This window comes from Thalassovita litoralis (genome assembly GCF_900182725.1).
Classification (GTDB): Bacteria; Pseudomonadota; Alphaproteobacteria; order Rhodobacterales; family Rhodobacteraceae; genus Thalassobius; species Thalassobius litoralis.
In genome coordinates this window covers 1-15,198 of record NZ_FXTO01000021.1, presented here as the reverse complement: position 1 = coordinate 15,198, position 15,198 = coordinate 1, and the positions used below count along the sequence as shown (strand labels likewise).

Sequence of the window (15,198 nt, the reverse complement as noted above, 5' to 3'; positions counted from 1 at the left end):
CGTTACCTCCACGTCTTCCGGCGCTTCCAGCGTTTCTGACCCCTTTGGGTCTCTTCCTGGCGGCCAAGATAGAATTCCTGAATATCGTCGGATTTGCGCAGTTCTTCGCAGGAACCGGCCATCACGATCCGGCCCATTTCCAGAACATAGCCCGTATGCGCCGTATGCAGCGCCACATTGGCATTCTGTTCCACCAGCAGCATCGTCACCTTTTGTTCGGCATTCAGACGCTTGATGATGGCAAAGATTTCCTGCGTCAGCAGCGGCGACAGACCCAAGGACGGTTCGTCCAGAAGCATCAGCTTGGGTCGCGCCATCAGGCCCCGCCCAATCGCCAACATCTGCTGTTGCCCCCCAGACAGGAACCCTGCCGACTGGCTGCGCCGTTCCTTCAGGATCGGGAAATATTCATACACCAGATCAATATCGTCCCGAATATTCCCGGACCGACAATAGGCGCCCATCTTCAGGTTTTCTTCGATGGTCAGATAAGGAAACACCTCGCGCCCTTCAGGCACATGCGCCAGCCCCATCCGCACGATCTGATCCGGCTGTTTGCCGTCAATCCGTTCGCCATTGAATTCGATCTGACCCTTTTCGGGGTCCATCAACCCTGAAATGGTTTTCATCAGGGTGGTTTTGCCCGCACCGTTCGCCCCCAGAATGGTAACGATCTCGCCTTCGTTCACCTCCAGCGACACGCCCCGCAGCGCCATGATCGCGCCGTAAAACGTTTCCACGTTGCGGATTTCCATAACCTTGGTCATGCGTCCACCTCCGTTCCCAGATAGGCCGCCATCACTTGCGGGTCCGATTGCACCTCGGACGGGCTGCCCATCGCCAGCGGCTGACCATTGGCCACCGCCAGAACCCGGTCGCTGACCTGCGTCACCAGTTTCATGTCATGTTCCACCATCAGCACGGTCAGCCCCATGTCGCGGCGCATGTCCTCGACCCAGAACGCGACTTCCTGACTTTCCTCGACCGACAGCCCCGAGGCCGGTTCGTCCAGCAAAATCATCTTTGGCCCGATCGACAGCGCGCGCCCGATTTCCACCACCTTGCGCACGCCATACGGCAGGCCCGCGATCAGCTTTTCACGGTACGCTTCCAGTTCCAGAAACTCGATCACCTCCTCGACAACGCGGCGGTGTTCGCGTTCTTCGCGGCGAACCTTGGGCAGGAACAGCATGTCCTGAATCCAGTTGGTCCCCCGATGCGTGTGCCGCCCCATCAGCAGGTTATCCAGCACCGTAGAATGATCGAACAATTCGATATTCTGGAACGTCCGCGCAATTCCCAGCGGGGCGATCTCATGCGCCGACATTGGCGTGATGTCCCGCCCGTCGAACATGATCTTCCCCCGCGTCGGTTTGTAGAACCGCGAAATCAGGTTGAAGATGGTGGATTTCCCCGCGCCATTCGGCCCGATGATGGAAAACACTTCGCCTTCTTCGACCCTGAACGAAACGCCATCGACCGCCTTTACCCCACCGAAATGAACGGCCAGATCCTCGACTTCTAAAAGGCTCATTTCATCCGCTCCGTTTTCAAGTAGGTTTTCTGACGGCGGAACATGTCGCGCCGCGCCAGCGGGAACAGTTCAAACCAGACGCGGATTTTCAGCCAGCGGCCATACAGCCCCGTCGGTTCGTAGATGATGAACCCGATCAGAATGCCCGAGAAAATCAGCGTATCCAGCCCCGGCATGGACAGGTCGATCCCCAGATTGGACATCATGCTGTCACGCAGAATGGAAATAAGCTGCGGCACGGCGGTAATCAGGATCGCCCCGAAAAACGCGCCCTGAATGAACCCCAATCCCCCGATCGTCACCACCAAAAGCAGGTTGATCGAAATGAAGATCGAAAACAGTTCATAGTTGAAGAACGTGATGTAATGCCCCATCAGCGCCCCGGCCAAGCCGGTCATCGCACAGGACAGACCGAATGCCAGCGAACGGGTGCGGGTTACGTTGATCCCCAGCGCCCGCGCCGATACTTCGGAATCGCGCACGGCCAGAAAGCTGCGCCCCGTAGAGCTGCGCATCAGGTTGGCATACAGCCACGTCACCAGAACCACCACGCCCAGACACAACCAGTAGAAGTTATTCAGGCTGGCATAGCGGTCGAAATCAATCCCGAAAATATTGATCGAAGGGGCGAAAATCCCCCCGACCCCACCCGTGATCGGTTCGGCCACGATGATCAGTTCCTCGACGATCACGAACAGCGCCAGCGTGGCAATCGCCAGATAGATGCCGGACATCCGCACCGCCGGAATGGCGACAATGGCCCCGAAAATCCCGGCGGCAATCCCCGCCAGCGGAAAGGCCACGATCCACGGCACGCCGATATTCATCAGCGCCGCATCGGTATAGGCCCCGATGGCCAGAAACGCCGCGTGGCCCAGGCTGGCCTGCCCGGTGTGTCCCACCAGCAGCATCAGACCCATGCCCGCCAAGGACCAGATCAGGGTATTGGTGATCTCGGCCAGATAGTATTCGCCCAGAACGAAAGGCAGCACCGCCATAACCGCGACCAGCGCGATCATCTTACCGCGATCCCACCAATCTTCGTGCAGGTCGATATCGTTGTCGTAGCTTGTCTTAAAGATAACTTTCATCGGCTCAGACCTTCTTTGCGTAGATCTGGGCGAACAGCCCATTTGGCCGGGTGACAAGCACAACCAGCATGATGATATAGGGGCTCATCTGGCTGAAACCGCCCGGCAGGTAACGCGCCGCCACAGGCTCCACCACACCGATCAGAATGCCGCCCAACAGCGCGCCCGGCAGGCTGCCAAAGCCGCCGATCACCGCCGCCGCGAAGGCTTTCATCCCCAGCAGACCGATATTCGGATCAATCGCGCCCTTGGATGCGTAAAGCACCCCCGCGATGGTCGAAACAGCGCCCGACAGCGCCCAGATGATCGAGTTCACCCGATGCACCGGCACGCCCACGATATAAGCCGCCATCTGGTTTTGCGATGCGGCCTGTGCCGCCAGCCCCAGCTTTGTGAATTGGAAAAACGCCCATAGCGACAAGGTCAGCAACGCCGTCACGATGATGGTCGTCAGATCCTCGTACCCGATGATGATGCCGCCGATATGCAGCGTATTGCCCGCGAACGGCGTTTCCAGCACCAGCGGGGTAAAGCCCCAGATCGACCCGGCGACAAACCGGAACACAAAACCCATCGCGATGGTCAGAATCACCAGCGCAAACTGTGGCTGGCCGAAAATCTGGCGAACCACCAATCGGTCCACGCCATATCCAACGCCCCCCATGATGACCGCCGCCAGAATCACACCCGGCACAAAGGGCAGCGCCCCGTATTCCGAATTGACCAGCCCCAGCGCGATAAACGCGCCCAGCATCATCATATCGCCCTGGGCAAAGTTCACGCCCTCGGTCGCCTTGTAGATCAGCACGAAGCCAAGCGCGACAAGGCCGTAAATACAGCCCGTGGCGATGCCCCCGATGACAAGTTGAATCAGTTCCATTTGACCGCCTTTCCAATACCCTGCCGGTTTTCCGGCTTGATGGCATGACACGCGGTCAGAAGCGCCCGGCGCTTAGCCGGGAATGGCCCTGTTGGGCCACTCTTGTACGCATCCATTCTGTCTCCTCCCTTGACCGATGAACGCTATTGACTGATCTAAACACGCGTGTTCAAATTCTGTCAACAGTGATCATGGAAGACCCGGATGAAACCCGTAAATGCCCGAATTTTGCACGCCGCCCTGCGGTTGATTGCCGAAAAAGGCTCGATGCAAATTTCCATCAGCGATCTGGCAAAAGAGGCCGGGCTGTCGCGTGGAACTATTTATAATAACGTGGAAAACCCGGACGAGTTGTTCAATACACTGTGCGATTTGATGTATCTGGAGTTGTGCCAGACATTAGCCACCAGCTATGCCGATGAGCCTGACCCGGCCCTGCGTCTGGCCTTTATCATCCGACAGACCATTCGCCGCGTCTACGAAGAGCCTGACTGGGGCCGATTCGTGGCCCAATTCGCCATGATTGACCCGCGCCTTGGCCGTTTCTGGGGAAAATTACCCGCCGATCTGCTGCGGCAAGGGCTTGCATCCGGGCGCTTCGATTTCCGCGAAGATCAGGTAAAATCCATCACGGCACTTGGCGGCGGCGCGGTCATGGGGGCAACCTCGCAAATCCTGATCGGTCTGGCGACGTGGCGCAAATCCGGCGCCGATACCGCCGAACTGTTTCTGCGCGCCGTGGGCATCCCCCCGGACGAGGCCCACACCCTAAGTACGCAACATTTTGAACCCCTGCCACGTGTCGATTTTTCGACCGTGGATTACCCCGAAAGAACGCCCGAACATATCTTGGGCTAAGTCATTTCCGTAAGGAGGAGCGATATGACGGAAACTGCATATATTTATGACGCCATCCGAACACCACGATCCAAGGGCAAGGGCGATGGCACCCTGCACGAGGTCAAACCGATTGATCTGGTGACAACCCTGCTGGGCGAAATGCAATCCCGTCACGATCTGGACACCAGCCGCGTCGATGACGTGATGCTGGGCTGCGTGGCCCCGGTGATGGAACAGGGTGCCGTGCTGCCCAAGATCGCCCTGCAAAAAGCGGGCTGGGATGAAAAGGTCGCGGGGGCGCAGGTGAACCGCTTCTGCGCCTCGGGTCTGGATACGTTTAACACCGCCGCGGCCAAGGTCGCATCCGGCTGGGAAGATCTGGTTTGTGCGGGCGGGTACGAATCGATGTCGCGCGTGCCGATGGGCGCCGATGGCGGCCCGTTTGCCGAAGACCCTGCCACCGCGATTCAAACCGGGTTCGTGCCGCAAGGCATCGGCGCTGACCTTATCGCCACCATCGAAGGCTGGAGCCGCGATGACGTGGATGCCTTTGCGATGGAATCGCAAAAACGCGCCGCCCATGCCCGTGATAACGGCTGGTTTGACCGCTCGGTCGTGCCGGTGCGCGATGAAACCGGCGTGATCATTCTGGAACGGGACGATTTCATCAAACCAGACACCGACATGCAGAAACTGGCCGCCCTAAAGCCCAGCTTCGCCATGCCCGGTCAGCTTGGATTCGATGCCGTGGCGCTGGCGAAATACCCCGAAGTCGCAGCGATCAACCACGTTCACACCCCCGGCAACAGCTCGGGTATCGTGGATGGGGCATCGCTGGTGATGGTCGGCAATGAAAAGGTGGGCAAAGATCTGGGCCTGACCCCGCGCGGGCGCGTTGTGTCCGTGGGTCTGACCGCCACCGATCCCACCATCATGCTGACCGGCCCCGGCCCCGCTTCGGAAAAGGCGCTGGCCAAGGCTGGCCTGACCATCGACGACATTGATCTGGTGGAAATCAACGAAGCCTTCGCCAGCGTCGCGCTGCGCCTGCAACGTGACCTGAACGTGCCGGATGAAAAACTGAACGTCGTGGGCGGGGCCATTGCAATGGGGCACCCGCTGGGCGCAACCGGCGGGATGCTGGTCAGCACCATGCTGGACGAACTGGAACGGCGGAACCTGAAACGCGCGCTGATCTGCATGTGCGTCGGCGGCGGTATGGGCATCGCGTCCATCATCGAACGCGTCTAAGGGGGGAATACGGACAAATGACTGACTTCATTTATGAAAAAGACGCCGACGGCATCGTGACCGTCACAATGGACATGCAGGGACAGTCCGCTAACACCATGAACGAACGCTATGTTCCGGGCATGGACGAGGTGCTGGGCAAACTGCGTGCCGAAACCGATCTGAAAGGCGTTGTATTCGCCTCGGCCAAGAAAACCTTTTTCGCGGGCGGTGACCTAAACCTGCTGCTGGGTATTGAAAAGGCTGACGCGGAAACCTTTGGCTATATCGAGGAAAACAAACGCCCCTACCGCGAATTGGAAAAGCTACAGGTTCCGGTGGTTGCCGCCATCAACGGCGCGGCGCTTGGCGGGGGCTATGAGCTGTGTCTGGCCTGTAATCACCGCATTATTGCCGATGTCAAAGGCGCGGTCGTTGGCCTGCCCGAGGTGACACTGGGCCTGCTGCCCGGTGCCGGTGGCGTGGTGCGCCTGACCAAACTGCTGGGTCTGGAAAAGGCGCTGCCGCATCTGACCGAAGGCAAGCCTGTAAAACCGCAAGCTGCGCTAAAGGCCGGGATGGTGGACGAAGTCGTTGCCAGCACCGACGATCTGATCCCCGCCGCGAAGGCATGGATCAAAGCCAACCCCGACAGCCACACCCAGCCGTGGGACGCCAAGGGCTTCCGCTATCCCGGCGGCGACGTGCTGCACCCCAAGGTGCGCCAGTTGATCGTTGGTTCGTCCGCGTTCCTGTATGCCAAAACCCGTGGCCTGTTGCCTGCACCCGCGAAAATTCTGGATATCGCGGTCAATTCGATGCGGATCGACTATGACGCCGCCCTGCGCAGCGAAAGCCGCGGCCTGTGCGCGCTGGTCACAACTCCTGAATGCAAGGCGGCGATCACCACCTTCTTCTTTGGGATGCAGGCCATCAAAGGCGGCAAGGTTCGCCCCGCTGGCGATCACTGGAAAGCCCAGAATGCAGCCATCCTTGGCGCGGGCATGATGGGATCGGGCATCGCATGGGCGCACGCCAACGCGGGCCTGCCCAGCGTGTTGAAGGATATGGAACTGGACAAGGCCGAAAAGGGCAAATCCTATACCGCGATGCTGGCTGATAAGGCCATCAAGCGCGGGCGGATGGATGACGCCAAAAAACAGGCGCTTCTGGACCAGATCACCCCGGCCACCGACGACAGCGCCTTTGCAGGCACCGACCTGATCATCGAAGCCGTATTTGAAGACATCAGCCTGAAGGAAAAGGTCATCCCCGAAACCTTCAAGCAACTGTCCGATAACGGTATCTATGGCTCGAACACCTCGACCCTGCCGATTTCCATTCTGGCGGAATGCTGCCCCGATCCCAGCCGTTTCATCGGGCTGCACTTCTTCAGCCCCGTGGACAAGATGAAGGTCGTGGAAATCATCATGGGCGAAAAAACGTCCGTGGAAACCCTGCGCAAAGCGTATGATTACGTTCAGCAGATCGGCTATATGCCCATCGTGGTGAATGACAGCCGCGGGTTCTTTACCTCGCGCGTGTTCGGCACCTTCATGGACGAAGGCATTTCGCTGATGGTGGACGGCATGTCGCCCGTCGCGGTGGAACGCGCCGCATGGCTGGCCGGTATGCCCGTTGGCCCGCTGGCCGTGCATGACGAGGTATCGCTGGTCCTGTCGCAAAAAGTGTCCAAAACCCACAAGGATCTGGACGCGCGGCTTGGCGTGGACAGCGGCTTTGGCAAACACAACACCGCGTCCCGCGCAGTGTGTGATGCGATGATCGAACAGGGCCGTGGCGGGCGTCACTATGGTGGCGGTTTCTATGACTATGCGGCCGATGGGTCCAAATCCCTGTGGGATGGTCTGTCGCAATTCGCCAAGGGCAATGCCGATGTGCAGCTTCAGGACGCGATTGATCGCATCCTGTACCGTCAGGCCATCGAAACCCTGCGCTGCTTGAACGAAGGCGTCCTGCGCACCGAAGTGGAAGCCAACCTTGGCGGCATTTTCGCCATCGGCTTCCCGGCCCATACCGGCGGCGCGATTCAGTTCATCCGTGGTATCGGGATCGACGCATTCGCCGCCCGCGCCGCTGAACTGGCGGACAAATACGGCGAACGCTTTGCGCTGGATGCCTCGGCCTTTGACATTCTTCGGAACGAAAAGGCACAGGCAGCATGACAAACGGACCACTTGACGGCCTTCGGGTCGTCGAGATGGCAGGTATCGGCCCCGCCCCTTTGGCGGGGCAGTTCCTGTCTGATCTCGGCGCCGAAGTCATCCTGATCACCCGCAAATCCGGCAAGGCCAACAAGGCTGACATCAACAACCGGGGCAAACGATCCGTTGCGCTGAACCTGAAAGACCCCAAAGGGATCGAGGCGGCGCTGAAACTGATCGGCAGCGCCGATGTGCTGATCGAAGGCTTCCGCCCCGGCGTGATGGAACGCATGGGACTTGGCCCCGATGACTGCTTGCACGCCAACCCGCGCCTTGTGTACGGGCGCATGACCGGCTGGGGGCAGACCGGCCCCATGTCGCAAATGGCTGGGCATGACATCAACTATCTGGGTATCACCGGCGTTCTGCACGCCATCGGCAAACGTGATCTGCCTCCGATTCCACCGCTGAACATCGGCGCGGATTACGCGGGCGGCACCATGTTCCTGTTGCTGGGCATCCTGTCGGCCCTGTTTGAACGTCAGCATTCCGGTCGTGGTCAGGTGATCGACGCCGCGATGGTGGACGGTGCGCCAGCGCTGCTGGCCCTGATCCATTCCATGATCGCGATGGGGACTTGGGGCGAACAGCGCGAAAGCAACTGGCTGGACGGCGGTGCGCCGTTCTATCGGTCCTACGAATGCGCTGACGGCAAATACATGTCTGTTGGCCCGCTGGAACCACAGTTCTTTGCGCAATTGGTCGATCTCGCCGGATTGCCCGCCGATCACAAGATCACCCAGAACGACGAAACCGAATGGCCGCAGCGTCACGACTTGTATGCACAAGTATTCCGCACCAAGACTCGGGACGAATGGACCGCGCTGTTTGACGGCACCGATGCTTGCGTGGCCCCGGTTCTTACGTGGTCCGAGGCCCCACAGCATCCGCACATGAAGGCACGCGGCGTATTCACCGAAGTGGATGGCGTGACGCAGGTCACACCCGCCCCCCGCTTCAGCCGCTCGGCACCCGGCCCTGTGGGCAAACCGCCCGCCCCCGGTTCCGATACTGAAACCGTTCTGGCCGAACTTGGCTATGACGCTGATACGATTGCAGGGCTGCGCGACAGCGGCACCCTGACCTGAGGAGGAAACATGACTAAGGATTTCAACGGCGTCCTGAAACTTGAAACCGACGGGGCCATTGCCACCGTCACCTTGACCCGCCCCGATGCCTTTAACGCCATCAACGCCGACCTGCGCCGCGCTTTGATTGATGTGGTGGCCTATGTCGATACGCTGGATGAAATCCGCGTCGTGATCCTGAAAGGCGAAGGGCGCGGCTTCTGTGCCGGGGCCGATTTGAAGGGTGGCTTGGCCGGAATGCCCACCGATCACCTGCTGGAAGCCGAATATCGCCCCAGCCTTGTTGGCATCGCCAATTCGCCGAAACTGTGGATTGCACAGGTTCACGGTGCCGCCGCTGGTGTCGGCGCAGCCTTTGCGATGAACTGCGACATGGTGGTTATGGCCGATAACGCCTCGATCTACATGGCCTTTGCGGCAATCGCGCTGGTGCCGGATGGCGGCAACACCTGGCTGCTGCTGAAAGGCATGGGATATCACCGCGCCCTGCAAGCCATCATCGAAGGCCGCAAAATCCCCGCACAGGAATGCCAGCAATACGGGCTGGTCAATCAGATCGTCCCCGAGGACGAACTGGACACCGCCACCCGCGATCTGGCCGCCCGCATTGCCCTTGCCGCGCCGCTGGCCGCTGCCGGAGCCAAGAAAATCCTGCGCAACATTGGCGAGGCTTCATTCTCCGAAGCGTTTACCCAAGAAGCACAGATTCAGGGAAAACTGACCCACAGCGCCGATTTCCACGAAGGCGTTCAGGCATTCATCGAAAAACGTAAACCAGTATTCAAAGGCCAGTAAACAGATGACACTTCCCGCTGTATTCGACACGCTGCGCATTCCGTTGATCGGGTCGCCGCTGTTCATCATTTCCAACCCTGATCTGGTGATTGCCCAGTGCAAGGCCGGTGTCATCGGGTCTTTCCCCGCTTTGAACGCGCGGGAAAAAGAAGGCAACGATCTGGACGAATGGCTGTCCCGCATCACGGACACGCTGGCCGCCCATAACGAAGCCAACCCGGACCGCCCCGCCGCGCCCTTTGCCGTGAACCAGATCGTTCACCGCTCGAACGCGCGGCTGGAACGCGATGTGGAACTGTGTGTCAAACACAAGGTTCCGGTCTGGATCACCTCGCTTGGGGCGCAGGAATGGGTGTACGAGGCCGCGCATTCCGTGGGGGCTGTCGTTCTGCATGACATCATCAATGACAAATTTGCCCACAAGGCGATTGAAAAAGGCGCCGATGGTCTGATCGCCGTGGCTGCCGGGGCCGGTGGTCATGCCGGGGCGCTGTCGCCGCTGGCGCTGATTCAGGAAATCCGCGCATGGTTTGATGGCCCGCTATTCCTGTCCGGCGCGATTGGTCGGGGCGATTCCATTCTGGCCGCGCAGGCGATGGGGGCAGACGGCGGCTATGCCGGGTCGATGTTCATCGCCACGGAAGAAGCAAACGCCGCTGACCGCTACAAGGAAATGATCACCGAATGCGGCGCATCGGATATCGTCTATTCCGATCTGTTCACCGGGGTTTGGGGCAACTACCTGAAACCGTCCATCGCTGCTGCCGGGATGGACCCGGACAATCTGGAACGGTCCGACCCATCGAACATGGATTTCAGCGAAAACCGCCAGAAACCCAAAAGCTGGTCCACGATCTGGGGATCTGGTCAGGGCATTGGCGCGGTTAAAAAAGTCCTGCCCACCGCCGATCTGGTGGACCGTCTGGCAGATGAATATTTCGCCGCAGCGGACCGCCTGACCGGGCAAGTTGCGAAATACCGCCGCTAAGGCGACCGAACCGGCCCGCATTGTCCACTCCCGTGGCAATGCGCGCTGATGGGTCAGACAGTCCGAGGGGGGCTGTCTGACCCTATTTTATTCCACGCCCCTCCGCATTGCGGGGTAAACCCCATCCGATCAGTGGCAGCTTTCAGCCGCCAGATCGGCCAAAATCGGACAATCGGGCCGATTATCCCCGGCGCAAGCCGAAACCAGCCCCGCCAGCGTTGCACGCATCTCTTGCAACTCGGTCAGTTTCTGGTCGATCCGATCCAAATGGTGCCGCGCGATGTCCTTTACATCGGCACTGGCGCGTGTGTGATCCTCGTATAGGGTCAACAGGTTGCGGCAATCTTCGATGCTGAACCCCAACGCCCGCGCCCGCCCCAGAAAGGCCAGCTTGTGCAGGTCGTTTTCCCCGAAAGCCCGATACCCGTTTTCGCTGCGATGTGGCCGGATCAGGCCAATATCTTCGTAATAGCGGATGGTTTTCGCGGGCAACCCGGACCGTTTGGACACTTCACCGATATTCATCATATCACCCTTTCTTTTCAGTCAGTTGCAAATCAGGTTTCACCCGCCGCAACCGCAATGCATTGGACAAAACGAACACCGAAGACATCGCCATAGCCCCAGCCGCCAGCATCGGTGACAATTGCCAGCCAAACAGCGGGTAAAACACCCCAGCCGCCACCGGGATCAGCGCCGTGTTATAGCCAAAGGCCCAGAACAGGTTCTGTTTGATATTCGTCATGGTACGCCCCGAAATCCCAAAGGCATTCACCACCCCACGTAAATCACCGGACATCAAAACCACGTCCGCCGATTCAATCGCCACATCGGTTCCCGACCCCACGGCAATCCCCACATCCGCATGGGCCAGCGCCGGGGCATCGTTGATCCCGTCCCCCACAAAGGCCACCTTGCGGCCACCAGCCTGAAGGCTTTGCAGCGCCTCGACCTTGCCTTGCGGCAGCACCTCGGCCACGACATGATCAATGCCCAGCTCTGCCGCTATGGCCTGCGCGGTGGCCTGATTGTCCCCGGTGATCATGGCAACCTGCAATCCTTTGGCATGGAAGGCGGCGATCACTTCTTTCGTGGTCGCCTTGACCGGATCGGACACGGCAATCACCGCCGCAATCTGCCCGTCCACCGCCGCATAAAGCGGGGTTTTCCCGGCTTGCGCCAATGCCTTTCCGGCGGCTTCCAGCGGTCCCATATCGACCTTGCGCCGTGTCATCAGGCGATCCGCGCCCACCATGACCCGCGCGCCGTCCACCGTGCCGATCACACCGTAGCCCGTGACCGATCCAAAATTTTCCGCCTCTGGCACCTGCCCTTCGGCGGCGGCCACAATCGCGCGTGCAATCGGGTGTTCCGACAGCGCCTCGACCGCTGCCACCTTGCGCAGCAGATCGGCCCGGTCGAACCCATCCGCAACCACGAAATCCGTCAGTGCCGGGTGGCCTTCGGTCAGCGTGCCGGTTTTATCCAGCGCCACCACGTCCACGCCTTCCAGCGCTTGCAAGGCATCGCCCTTGCGGAACAGCACGCCCATTTCAGCGGCCCGCCCCGTCCCCACCATGATCGAGGTCGGCGTCGCCAACCCCATCGCACAAGGGCAGGCGATGATCAGCACGGCCACGCCCGCCACCAGCGCATGTGTCAGGGCAGGCGATGGCCCGAACGCGGCCCAAGCAATCATCGTCAGCAGCGCCACGCCCATCACCACGGGCACGAACCACAGCGTTATGCGATCCACCATGCCCTGAATCGGCAGCTTGGCCCCCTGCGCCTGTTCCACCATGCGGATGATTTGGGCCAGCATCGTATCATTGCCCACCTTTTCCGCCTGAAACCGCAACATCCCCGTACCGTTGACAGTGCCGCCAACAACATGCGCACCCTGTTCCTTGGCCACGGGCAGGGGTTCGCCGGTGATCATGCTTTCATCGACATAGGATTTACCTTCGATCACGGCGCCATCCACAGCGATCCGTTCACCGGGGCGCACCAGCACGATATCGCCCGGCTGCACCTCCTCGATCGGCAGGTCCACTGCAGTGCCCTCCCGTTCCACCCGCGCCGTTTTCACCTGCAATCCCAACAACTTGCGAATGGCTTGTCCGGTACGGCCCTTTGCCCGCGCTTCCAGATAGCGGCCCAGCAGGATCAAGACCACGATCACGGCAGCGGATTCAAAATACACCGCCCGCGTACCGCCCGGCAAAACCTGCGGTGCAAATGTGGCTACAACGGAAAACCCATAGGCCGCCGCCGTCCCCACCGCGACCAGGGAATTCATATCCGGTGCGCCCTTGAACAAGGCCGGAAATCCCTTGGTATAGAACGACAGCCCCGGCCCGATCAGCACCAGCGTCGTCAGCACGAATTGCAGCAACCAACTGGTTTGCTGACCAATCGTCATATCAATCCAGTGATGGAACGCAGGCACCAAATGCCCGCCCATTTCCAAAATGAATACCGGCAATGCCAGCGCCGCTGCCAAAATCAACCGCTTGCGCAGGGCTTTGGCTTCTTCTTCCTTGCGGTTTTCCACCTGCTTTGCGCCCGTATCGCGCGGTTTGGCCGGATAGCCCGCCGACTTGGCCGCGTTCAGCAGATCAGACAGGTTCACTGCCCCTTCGGCATATTCAACCTGTGCCGTTTCATTCGCCAGATTGACCGCCACACGGATAACGCCCGGCACCGCCTCCAGCGCCTTATCGACACGTCCCACACAGGAGGCACAGGTCATGCCTTCGATATCCAGCGTCACCGTTTCAATCCGCGCGGGGTAGCCTGCGGATTTCAGGCGATCAATCAGCCCCGGTACATCCGCGGGCGCGTCATAACTGACACGCGCGGTTTCCGTCGCCAGATTTACGGCGGCGTCCTGCACCCCGGCCACGCTGGTCAGGGCCTTTTCCACACGGCCCACGCAGGCGGCGCAGGTCATACCTTCGATTTGAAATTGAGTGGTTTGCGCGGTCATGACAGACTCCTGTTTCACAAGGCTGTCCCTTAGATAGAGGTTCCACTAGCTAGAAGGTCAAGCACGACGCGATAATTTTTTCACCCTCTTGACCTTCCAGCGGGGGAAGGGTCCATCTGAGGACAAGAAAGGAGACTCATCATGACCAAATTCAGCGTTCCAAAAATGAGCTGCGGCCATTGCACGGCAGCCATCGAAAAATCCGTCACCGCCGCCGACCCCACCGCGTTGCTGTCCTTTGATCTGGACACCCGCACCGTGGACATCGACAGCGCCGATGACGCGGCCGCCCTGATTGCTGCCATCAAAGAGGCCGGTTTCGAGGCCACAGCCGCCTGACATGCTCAGGCGCACCCCAAACCGGGTGCGCCTGATATTCGGCTTAGATATGCGCCTGACATTCCGCGATAATCGCCAACGTGGCCGGGGGATCGTTCAGCGCATCGGCCAGCGCCAGCGCGATCTTGGCCAGATAGACCTGCGCCTGTTCGGGGCCAACGGCGTCTATGCCTGTCGCCAATGCCTCGTACACGGTTTCCAAATCCTGATGGGTCATTCTGCGCCCCCTTTCACGGTCAAAAGCGTGTCCAACGCCGCCCCAATCTGATTGGGGCGGGCCTGCAACCAACGCCCGGCAATGTGCATATCCGGGCGGATCAGATACACCGTGCCATCCACCGCCCCGTATTTCGCGGCCACCGCCCCCGTTGCGGTCAGCGTTACCACTGTGGCTTTGATCCCCTTGACCGCCTCGGCCCCGGCGGGACCAAAGGCCAGCGCGGCAAAGCCTGCGCCAAACCCGTCACTCAGGAATCCATCCCCCTGCGCGGCATCCAGCGCCACCGCCCCCGGCGCGGGTCCGGCCATGAACGTATCCGCATCCGGCAGCGTGATCGGACTATCCGCATAGGTATAGGGCGTCATCTGCCGGGGATTGGCCAATTGCCCCATCCGGGGCCGGGTCAGCGCCAACGATAGCGCCGCGTCCCGCATCACCTGCCACCCGGCGGTGGGCGGCGTCATGAACCGCGTGCTTTTGCCCGCATTGGCGAACACATCCAACGTGGCCCCGCGCCGTTCCGGCGAATAGCTGTCCAACAGCCCCTCGTCCGCCAAACCGTTCAGCACCCAGGCCAGTTTCCAGCCGATATTCTGCCCGTCCGCCATGCCGTTATTCAGCCCACGCACCCCGAAAATCGGCACGATATGGGCGCTGTCCCCGATAAAGAACACCCGCCCATCGCGGTAATTATCCAAGGCCAGCGTATTGGCGGAATAGACGCTCCACCATTCCAGATCCCACGCACCGCGATGGCCGATCTCCTCCAACACCGATGCGACCGAGGCCCGCACGTTTTCTTCGCGCGTGGCCTCCTCGGCGCTTTCGCCGGGGTGCAATTGGTAGGCTCAGGACCCATTAATCGGCTTGAGATCGCATTGGTCGCATGCTTCAAATCCCCAAACTTTCAGGGGGTATCATGAGCAATCTATTTTGGCTGACCGACGAACAGATGGCGCGGCTGCGACCGTTCTTTCCC

The 15,198-nt window shown here is 60.1% G+C and carries 15 protein-coding genes; 7 read left to right on the top strand and 8 right to left on the bottom strand.

The genetic code is table 11. From position 1 onward, the window contains the following. Window positions 1–2: 2 nt before the first annotated feature. The 4 genes from FN828_RS14155 to FN828_RS14140 are packed head-to-tail and all read right to left on the bottom strand — an operon-like array spanning window position 3 to window position 3,505. A complete protein-coding gene (locus FN828_RS14155) occupies window positions 3–767 on the bottom strand; it encodes an ABC transporter ATP-binding protein (RefSeq protein WP_142494128.1) in 765 nt (254 codons plus the stop codon). Further along, the gene (locus tag FN828_RS14150) at window positions 764–1,534 is read right to left on the bottom strand and encodes an ABC transporter ATP-binding protein (protein WP_142494127.1); all 771 of its coding nucleotides are present in this window, start codon (window positions 1,532–1,534) and stop codon (window positions 764–766) included. The genes FN828_RS14155 and FN828_RS14150 overlap by 4 nt, the downstream gene beginning before the upstream one ends. Beyond that, window positions 1,531–2,625, bottom strand: coding sequence for a branched-chain amino acid ABC transporter permease (locus FN828_RS14145; RefSeq protein ID WP_142494126.1), 1,095 nt, complete (start codon window positions 2,623–2,625; stop codon window positions 1,531–1,533). Before FN828_RS14145 ends, FN828_RS14150 begins: the two co-directional genes overlap by 4 nt. Before the next feature lie 4 nt (window positions 2,626–2,629). Next, window positions 2,630–3,505 carry a branched-chain amino acid ABC transporter permease gene (locus FN828_RS14140; protein ID WP_142494125.1) on the bottom strand — a complete coding sequence of 292 codons (876 nt, stop codon included), beginning with the start codon at window positions 3,503–3,505 and terminating at the stop codon, window positions 2,630–2,632. 204 nt (window positions 3,506–3,709) lie between these two features. Between FN828_RS14140 and FN828_RS14135 the strand changes: the two genes are divergently transcribed. The 6 genes from FN828_RS14135 to FN828_RS14110 are packed head-to-tail and all read left to right on the top strand — an operon-like array spanning window position 3,710 to window position 10,671. After that, window positions 3,710–4,363, top strand: coding sequence for a TetR/AcrR family transcriptional regulator (locus tag FN828_RS14135; RefSeq protein WP_142494124.1), 654 nt, complete (start codon window positions 3,710–3,712; stop codon window positions 4,361–4,363). 24 nt (window positions 4,364–4,387) lie between these two features. Next, window positions 4,388–5,596 (top strand): acetyl-CoA C-acetyltransferase, encoded by a 1,209-nt coding sequence (locus tag FN828_RS14130; protein ID WP_142494123.1) that lies wholly within the window; start codon window positions 4,388–4,390, stop codon window positions 5,594–5,596. 17 nt (window positions 5,597–5,613) lie between these two features. Further along, entirely contained in the window at window positions 5,614–7,761 is a 2,148-nt protein-coding gene (locus tag FN828_RS14125) for a 3-hydroxyacyl-CoA dehydrogenase NAD-binding domain-containing protein (protein WP_142494122.1), read from the top strand. Then, a complete protein-coding gene (locus tag FN828_RS14120; RefSeq protein WP_142494121.1) occupies window positions 7,758–8,888 on the top strand; it encodes a CaiB/BaiF CoA transferase family protein in 1,131 nt (376 codons plus the stop codon). The genes FN828_RS14125 and FN828_RS14120 overlap by 4 nt, the downstream gene beginning before the upstream one ends. A 9-nt stretch (window positions 8,889–8,897) precedes the next feature. After that, entirely contained in the window at window positions 8,898–9,683 is a 786-nt protein-coding gene (locus tag FN828_RS14115; protein ID WP_142494120.1) for an enoyl-CoA hydratase/isomerase family protein, read from the top strand. A 4-nt stretch (window positions 9,684–9,687) separates the two neighbouring features. Then, the gene (locus FN828_RS14110; protein ID WP_142494119.1) at window positions 9,688–10,671 is read left to right on the top strand and encodes an NAD(P)H-dependent flavin oxidoreductase; all 984 of its coding nucleotides are present in this window, start codon (window positions 9,688–9,690) and stop codon (window positions 10,669–10,671) included. Window positions 10,672–10,800: 129 nt separating this feature from the next. On the opposite strand, the gene cueR is transcribed toward FN828_RS14110, so the two are convergent. Beyond that, window positions 10,801–11,196, bottom strand: a complete 396-nt coding sequence (gene cueR / locus FN828_RS14105) for a Cu(I)-responsive transcriptional regulator (RefSeq protein ID WP_142494169.1) — start codon at window positions 11,194–11,196, stop codon at window positions 10,801–10,803. 4 nt (window positions 11,197–11,200) lie between these two features. Then, window positions 11,201–13,660, bottom strand: coding sequence for a heavy metal translocating P-type ATPase (locus FN828_RS14100; RefSeq protein WP_142494118.1), 2,460 nt, complete (start codon window positions 13,658–13,660; stop codon window positions 11,201–11,203). 141 nt (window positions 13,661–13,801) lie between these two features. Between FN828_RS14100 and FN828_RS14095 the strand changes: the two genes are divergently transcribed. Then, window positions 13,802–13,999: a heavy-metal-associated domain-containing protein gene (locus tag FN828_RS14095; protein ID WP_142494117.1), complete on the top strand. Its 198-nt coding sequence runs from the start codon at window positions 13,802–13,804 to the stop codon at window positions 13,997–13,999. Window positions 14,000–14,042: 43 nt separating this feature from the next. Here the strand turns inward: FN828_RS14095 and FN828_RS14090 are convergent, their stop codons facing one another. Then, window positions 14,043–14,216 (bottom strand): DUF2783 domain-containing protein, encoded by a 174-nt coding sequence (locus FN828_RS14090; RefSeq protein WP_142494116.1) that lies wholly within the window; start codon window positions 14,214–14,216, stop codon window positions 14,043–14,045. Continuing rightward, complete coding sequence (locus tag FN828_RS14085) at window positions 14,213–15,058, bottom strand: FAD-dependent monooxygenase (RefSeq protein WP_142494115.1); 846 nt, start codon at window positions 15,056–15,058, stop codon at window positions 14,213–14,215. The genes FN828_RS14090 and FN828_RS14085 overlap by 4 nt, the downstream gene beginning before the upstream one ends. Window positions 15,059–15,198 lie beyond the last annotated feature (140 nt).

Bases quoted from the DNA above. Each gene is read 5' to 3' on its own strand.
- FN828_RS14135 (WP_142494124.1), top strand. From the start codon at position 3,710: ATGAAACCCGTAAATGCCCGAATTTTGCACGCCGCCCTGCGGTTGATT.
- FN828_RS14090 (WP_142494116.1), bottom strand. From the start codon at position 14,216: ATGACCCATCAGGATTTGGAAACCGTGTACGAGGCATTGGCGACAGGC.
- FN828_RS14150 (WP_142494127.1), bottom strand. From the start codon at position 1,534: ATGAGCCTTTTAGAAGTCGAGGATCTGGCCGTTCATTTCGGTGGGGTA.
- FN828_RS14130 (WP_142494123.1), top strand. From the start codon at position 4,388: ATGACGGAAACTGCATATATTTATGACGCCATCCGAACACCACGATCC.
- FN828_RS14110 (WP_142494119.1), top strand. From the start codon at position 9,688: ATGACACTTCCCGCTGTATTCGACACGCTGCGCATTCCGTTGATCGGG.
- FN828_RS14125 (WP_142494122.1), top strand. From the start codon at position 5,614: ATGACTGACTTCATTTATGAAAAAGACGCCGACGGCATCGTGACCGTC.
- FN828_RS14145 (WP_142494126.1), bottom strand. From the start codon at position 2,625: ATGAAAGTTATCTTTAAGACAAGCTACGACAACGATATCGACCTGCAC.
- FN828_RS14115 (WP_142494120.1), top strand. From the start codon at position 8,898: ATGACTAAGGATTTCAACGGCGTCCTGAAACTTGAAACCGACGGGGCC.
- FN828_RS14155 (WP_142494128.1), bottom strand. From the start codon at position 767: ATGACCAAGGTTATGGAAATCCGCAACGTGGAAACGTTTTACGGCGCG.
- FN828_RS14140 (WP_142494125.1), bottom strand. From the start codon at position 3,505: ATGGAACTGATTCAACTTGTCATCGGGGGCATCGCCACGGGCTGTATT.
- cueR (WP_142494169.1), bottom strand. From the start codon at position 11,196: ATGAATATCGGTGAAGTGTCCAAACGGTCCGGGTTGCCCGCGAAAACC.
- FN828_RS14120 (WP_142494121.1), top strand. From the start codon at position 7,758: ATGACAAACGGACCACTTGACGGCCTTCGGGTCGTCGAGATGGCAGGT.
- FN828_RS14095 (WP_142494117.1), top strand. From the start codon at position 13,802: ATGACCAAATTCAGCGTTCCAAAAATGAGCTGCGGCCATTGCACGGCA.
- FN828_RS14100 (WP_142494118.1), bottom strand. From the start codon at position 13,660: ATGACCGCGCAAACCACTCAATTTCAAATCGAAGGTATGACCTGCGCC.